The 6081-nt window shown below is 45.3% G+C and carries 5 protein-coding genes and 2 pseudogenes; 1 reads left to right on the top strand and 6 read right to left on the bottom strand.

Features of this window, described 5'->3' with window-relative positions:
- The 5 genes and pseudogenes from B4H32_RS00035 to B4H32_RS00015 all read right to left on the bottom strand — a co-directional run.
- A pseudogene (locus B4H32_RS00035) lies at positions 1 to 649 on the bottom strand (SPOR domain-containing protein); the annotation flags it as partial.
- The gene (folC, locus tag B4H32_RS00030; RefSeq protein WP_004683085.1) at positions 640 to 1926 is read right to left on the bottom strand and encodes a bifunctional tetrahydrofolate synthase/dihydrofolate synthase; all 1287 of its coding nucleotides are present in this window, start codon (positions 1924 to 1926) and stop codon (positions 640 to 642) included. The gene folC and the pseudogene B4H32_RS00035, both read right to left, overlap by 10 nt.
- Positions 1923 to 2834, bottom strand: coding sequence for an acetyl-CoA carboxylase, carboxyltransferase subunit beta (gene accD / locus B4H32_RS00025; protein WP_267981936.1), 912 nt, complete (start codon positions 2832 to 2834; stop codon positions 1923 to 1925). The genes folC and accD overlap by 4 nt, the downstream gene beginning before the upstream one ends.
- Positions 2831 to 3634, bottom strand: a complete 804-nt coding sequence (gene trpA, locus B4H32_RS00020) for a tryptophan synthase subunit alpha (RefSeq protein WP_004757221.1) — start codon at positions 3632 to 3634, stop codon at positions 2831 to 2833. The genes accD and trpA overlap by 4 nt, the downstream gene beginning before the upstream one ends.
- Positions 3635 to 3836: 202 nt before the next feature.
- Positions 3837 to 4856 (bottom strand): AraC family transcriptional regulator, encoded by a 1020-nt coding sequence (locus B4H32_RS00015; protein ID WP_005330324.1) that lies wholly within the window; start codon positions 4854 to 4856, stop codon positions 3837 to 3839.
- 115 nt (positions 4857 to 4971) lie between these two features.
- On the opposite strand from B4H32_RS00015, the gene B4H32_RS00010 reads away from it, so the two are divergent.
- Positions 4972 to 5847, top strand: coding sequence for a metal-dependent hydrolase (locus B4H32_RS00010; RefSeq protein ID WP_286798952.1), 876 nt, complete (start codon positions 4972 to 4974; stop codon positions 5845 to 5847).
- A 46-nt stretch (positions 5848 to 5893) separates the two neighbouring features.
- On the opposite strand, the pseudogene B4H32_RS00005 reads toward B4H32_RS00010, so the two are convergent.
- Positions 5894 to 6081: pseudogene (locus B4H32_RS00005) on the bottom strand (DUF2804 family protein); the annotation flags it as partial.

Raw genomic sequence — 6081 nt, 5'->3', positions numbered from 1 at the left:
CAGCTTTACGTTTCTTTTCTTCGATCGCTTTCTTGTCGGCCTCAGCCTTACGCTTGTCTTCCTCAGCTTTCTTATCTGCTTCCGCCTTACGCTTGTCTTCAGCTAGCTTCTTTTCAGCGTCAGTTTTCTGCTGCTCTACTTTCTGCTGTTCGGCTTTCTTCTTTTCTTCCAGCTTACGTTTTTCTTCAGCAAATCGTTGAGCCTTAGCCTGGTCGTCCTCAACCAGTTCTGGTGGAATATTATCTGAACTTTCCTGCGCCGCAGTTCTACGGGCATTGATTGCAGCGTACTCTTCAGCAGCTTTACGTGCAGCCGCAGCCTCAGCCCCCTGCTGCATTTTCAGGAACTCGGCAGCACGGGCCTCCTGTTCAGCAACCGCCTTTTCACGTGCACGTTTCTGTTCATCCAGCAAACGTTTTTCAGTTTCAACATCCACGGCCAGAGGCTGCAAGGAGACCATCTCCCCCTCCTGCGCTGGCTGGGCTATTTTAGGCTGGGTTTCGGTTTTGGGAATAGGGTGAGTAACTGTAGTCTGGGTCTTATCCTGCTCTATTTCTTCATTACCCTTGAAAAGTAATGCTGCCAACAAAACACCCCCTCCAAGTAGAACAACGCCACCCATCCAGCGTTGCTTGTTATTCATTGACATTGTTCTAAATACTCCCAGATCGCTTCCAAGGTATGAAACGAACCACAGACTAAAATTAGCTGATTGTTATGACATTGTTTCAGCACAGTTTCAAATGCTTGCTGGATACTGCCAAACTCATGGACCTGCTGGCCCTGCAATGCCTCATGCAACTGTCGCATTGCTGCGGCCCTCGGCACATCTAAAGTAGCAATAAACCAGTCTTTTACTGTTGTTTTTAGTAAATCGGTGACAGACGCGATGTCCTTATCTGCCAGCATCGAAAATACTGCGACAACTTCTGTGTACTGTTTATTGTATTTTAAGAATTTTCGCAACTGATTCAATAAAAATTCGACACCGTGTGGGTTATGTCCTGCATCAAAAATAACGGTTTTATCCTGTATCTGGCGAATTTCAAAACGCCCCTGCAAACGTGCCTGCTGAATACCTGTTGCAATGGCCTGCTGTGAAATTTCAATCCCACTCACCAGTACCGCGGCCACGGCAGTGGAGATGTTGTCCAAGGCCAACTGTCCCACGGGAAGCTTTAAGGTTGTGCCAGACGATGCAAATGACCAGCTCTGTCCATCATTATTCAGTTGATAGAAATAATCCCGATTCAGTGTATACAGGCTGGCGTTTGTCTCATCCACCTTATGTTGAATGGCCTGTGGAAGTTGCTGTTGCCCTGCAAAAACAACGGGAATGTCTGGACGGATAATACCCGCCTTTTCAAAGGCAATTTTTTCAATGGTATCACCCAGCCAGTCCACATGATCCAGGCCAATATTGGTGATCACCGCTATATCAGGGTCAATCACGTTGACCACATCAAGGCGACCACCCAGCCCAACCTCAAGCACCCAGACATCACATTGCTGCTGCTTAAAAATAACAAAGGCCGCCAATGTGGTGGCTTCAAAGAAAGAAAGACTTAGACCACACTCACGACGCGCCTGATCAACACACACAAAGGCATCAACCAAACGCTGGTCATCCACCTCATGACCCGCCAGCTTTACCCGTTCATTAAAACGATAAATATGGGGTGACTGATATAACCCGACTTTGTAGCCCTGTGCATTTAGAATCGCTGCCAGCGTGGTTGTGGTTGAGCCTTTGCCATTGGTGCCCGCAACTGTAAACACCTTGGCTTTTGGCTGCATCACGCCCAGCCTTTCAGCAATGGGAATCACCCGCTCCAGCCCTAAATCAATGCCTGTAACATGAACATGGCCCCAATAATCGAGCCATGTTGTGAGTGTATCTGTTGAATGGGGAGCGTCTAGTTTCAAGGTAAGTTCATCAGTTTAGCCACTAGTCTATATACAGTATCACGTAACGCATGACGATGAACAATCTGATCGACCACACCATGATCAAGCAGATATTCCGCACGCTGGAATGGCTCTTCCAGTTTTTCACGTACCGTTTGCTCAATCACCCGTTTACCTGCGAAACCAATCATGGCTTTCGGTTCAGCCAGATGAACATCCCCCAGCATTGCCAAGGAAGCGGTTACACCCCCATAAACTGGATGGGTCAACACCACCAGATAAGGCACGCGTGCTTCTTTCATTTTCTGGATCGCCGCAGAGGTACGTGCCATTTGCATCAGTGACAGCATGCCTTCCTGCATACGTGCACCGCCTGAAGCCGCAAAACACACCAAAGGCTGGTGTAGCTGGATTGCCCGTTCAGCTGCCTGTACAAAGCGGTCACCGACCACAGTACCCATTGAACCGCCCATGAAGTCAAACTCAAAGGCGCATGCCACCAAATCCAGGCCTTTGAGCGAGCCCTGCATCACCACCAGTGCTTCTGATTCACCTGTTTTATCCTGCGCCTCACGCATACGTTCTGGATAAGGCTTGCTATCCACAAACTTTAGCGGGTCTTTGGCACTAAATTCCTGACCAAGCTCTGAGTTGACCTGATCGAAGAACCAGGTCAGGCGATCACGTGCTTTCATACGCAAATGTTCATCGCATTGCGGACACACATAGGCGTTGAATGACATGGCTGTACGCGTCACCAAGGCATGACATTCAGGACATTCAATGGTTGGCTCGGTAAAAGTTGACTTAAAGGTCTGCTGTTCATCCGCAACCTGAATCCCTGGCACTTGACGTTCCGTCCAGGGTGTTGTGGGACTAAGCACTTTCCCTGTTGCTGATTCTGGACTCAATCGTTCTTGACTCATACTAACTCATCGAGCGCGGCTCGAAGCTCCTTCACTTTATTCACCGTCTGTTGCACAGCCTCATCCGCTGGCAATGTCGCAAAAGATTTAACGAAAGCACTTCCCACAATCACGGCATCGGCAACCTGTCCCATCGCTTTTGCAGACGCTGCATCACTGATTCCGAAACCGACACCGACTGGTACACTGGTCTTAGACTTGATTTTTGCAATACGTGCTGCTGCTTCAGCAGTATCCAGTGTTGCCGCACCAGTCACACCTTTTAGTGACACGTAGTAAACAAAGCCACTTGCCTGATTGACCACATGCTGAATACGCTGATCAGTTGAGGTTGGCGCAAGCAGGAAAATCTGATCCATTCCATTTTTTTTAAGAACTTCACCTAATTGCTGAGATGCTTCAGGTGGTAAGTCCACCAGAAGCACGCCATCCACACCACAGTCTTTGGCATAGGCAACGAACTTTTCATAGCCAATCACCTCAACGGGGTTTAAATATCCCATCAATACCACTGGTGTGGTTTGATCCTGCTCACGAAAGGCCTTGACCATATCCAGTGCATCAAGGGTATTGGTTCCACCTGCCAGGGCACGTTCAGCAGCTAAGGCAATTACAGGGCCATCCGCCATTGGGTCTGAGAACGGCAGCCCCAGCTCAATGACATCAACGCCCGCCTCAACCATCTGATGCAGCAATGGAACGGTTACTTGTGGATGCGGGTCACCTGCCATAACATAAGAAACAAGCGCTTTACGTTGCTGAGATTTAAGCTGTTCAAAACGAGTGGCAAGACGTGACATGGGATTATGCTTTCCTTGATTTATATAAATTGAGGAGTTGTTTGTAGTCATACAGAAACACTGCATTGTACCGCTATTTTTTGTTCATTGAACAGGGTTTGGCGCGATTCAACAGCGAATGTTGCTACTTACAACAACCCACATACATTTATCTCTATTTTTGTTTTTTTCTCAATGATCAAAGCTTCCTAATTTGTTTCGCTTACAATTTTAAAAACTGCTTCGGTGTGACACCTGTCCAGCGTTTAAATGCACGCCCAAAGGCACTTTGATCAGCATAATTTAAACGTTCCGCAATTTCTGACAATGATTTGCCCTGTTGTAAATACAATTTACTCTGCTCTAAACGGTATTGATCCAGAATATCCTGAAAGTTCAATTGATAGCTTTTGAGCTGACGCTGCAAGGTACGTTCTGAGCAGTGCAAACGTTTTGCAATATAACTCTGTAGAACTTCCTCTTGCTGCAACAAGCCCTGCTCAATATAACCTTGAATTTTCTGTCTGAACTGCTGTTGCTGTATCTCAAAAGAACTCATGCTATTTAACGATTGCTGAGCCTGATGAGAGAGCACATGATTCAACTGTTGATCCGCGGCAATACTTTTCGCCTGCAAAATCTGATTGGAAAAACGAATTGCATATTGTCCAGCCTGTACCTGAATGGCACAGCCATAAAATTTTTCAAAATGATATAACGCAGTATTCGGCGCATAACCAAATTGAATCATTTGCGGTGGCATTAAAGCATCTTGCACAATTGACTGGGCAATTTTAAAAATCAACGCCAAATTTAGCTCATACATTTCCCGATAATCACTATAAGACGCACTCCAAACAATTTGAATATAATCAGAAAACTGCTGAACATTCAGTTGTTCTAAATTGGTCTGTTTAAAGACTAAAGAATAATAACGTTGTAAAAGCTGTAACGCCTGTTGCAGATCTAAACTGGTTGAAGCCAAATATCCCATTAAACCCAAATCTTGCAAATTGGCATGTTCAGCCAATACTAATGTAATCGGTCGAGGGAAATAAGCTTGTGCAGATTGCAAAAGCAATGCATAACGTTCGACATCAAAATCATGCTCATCTGGATTTTCTAAACAGGCATGAAAAGCTTGCCAAAGTTCAGGTGCAACAACTTTAGACAAATCAATGTTTTCCTGCTGTAGGACACGATTCAACAACCGTAGGTATCCAATAATAATTTTAACTGACATATGCCGATCTCATCCTGATCTGTCGTTATTTGTATAAAACTTGGCTGTAACTGTCAAAACATTTCATCGGACTTTTTCCATACTGAGTTTATGCAAAAGACAAGGAATAGCAAAAATGAATGCACATGTTTCCTATCAGGCTGATCCAATTGTAAGAACAAACCTAGACTTTCACCTCAATGAGGCTCCACGTTTCTGGTTTGGTGGCGATCCATTCCGTACCCGCATGTTTGATGCATTAAGCCTGACATTTCCTGATGGCGAACGCTACTTCATTGAATGTGTACGTTTATTCCGCGACAAGATCAATGATCCTGAGCTACAGGAACGTGTGGCAGACTTTATTCGTCAAGAAGCCCAGCACGGCATTGCCCATGACAAAATGAACCAGATCATGAAAGAACAAGGCATGCCTGTGGATCAGTTCACCAACCGTTTGAAAAAAATATTTAGATTTGAATTGAAGCATCGCTCACCACAATACAATATTGCCATGACGGCCGCGGCTGAACATTTAACCGCCCTGATGGCAGATACATTCTATAGTAAGAAAGAAACATTGGCAGAGGCTGATCCTTTTGTTCGCGCGCTGTTCGCATGGCATGCAATTGAGGAAATGGAACATCGTGATGTGGCTTTTGATGTCATGCAACAGGTCGGTGAAGTACCAGAATTGACTCGCCGTTCCGCCCTTGTCATTACGACCTTATTAATGTTTGGCTTCACACTTTACCGTACCGATGTCATGCTTAAAACAGATGGCTTTAGCTTTAGGCAGCGTCTTGACATGGCACGCAAGGGCTTGCCGTGGTTCTTTGGGCGCAGAGGTATTTTGACGGCAAAAAGATCTCAATATAGTGACTGGTTTAAAAAGGATTTTCATCCAAACCAACATCCGATTATTCGCCAGTATGATGTCTGGATTGATACATTGGCTAAAACCAATGACCCAATCGCTGCGGGCGAGGCTTTTTGGCAAGCTGGTCTATAAAACTCCCGTCATCCCTCTTTAAAAAGAGGGATTTTTTTGATGAGGATTACCATTTTGCGTAATGCTGTTCTAATAATCCATATTCATTGTTCAAAATCACCAGTTCAACATTTTCATGTTCAATTGTGCCACTGATTTTGGCCTGCCACTGATTAAACTGACTACCGATCAAACGTAAGTTAATATTTTCAAAACGACACCAACCTGTTTCAACTAGGGTCTGTTGAGAATTAC

The organism is Acinetobacter sp. UBA2063, assembly GCF_002333245.1.
GTDB lineage: Bacteria > Pseudomonadota > Gammaproteobacteria > Pseudomonadales > Moraxellaceae > Acinetobacter > Acinetobacter parvus.
This window is presented reverse-complemented; position numbering and strand designations above follow the sequence as displayed.

Excerpts from the sequence above, each read along its gene's own strand:
- accD (WP_267981936.1), bottom strand. The coding sequence starts at position 2,834 with ATGAGTCAAGAACGATTGAGTCCAGAATCAGCAACAGGGAAAGTGCTT.
- trpA (WP_004757221.1), bottom strand. The coding sequence starts at position 3,634 with ATGTCACGTCTTGCCACTCGTTTTGAACAGCTTAAATCTCAGCAACGT.
- B4H32_RS00015 (WP_005330324.1), bottom strand. The coding sequence starts at position 4,856 with ATGTCAGTTAAAATTATTATTGGATACCTACGGTTGTTGAATCGTGTC.
- B4H32_RS00010 (WP_286798952.1), top strand. The coding sequence starts at position 4,972 with ATGAATGCACATGTTTCCTATCAGGCTGATCCAATTGTAAGAACAAAC.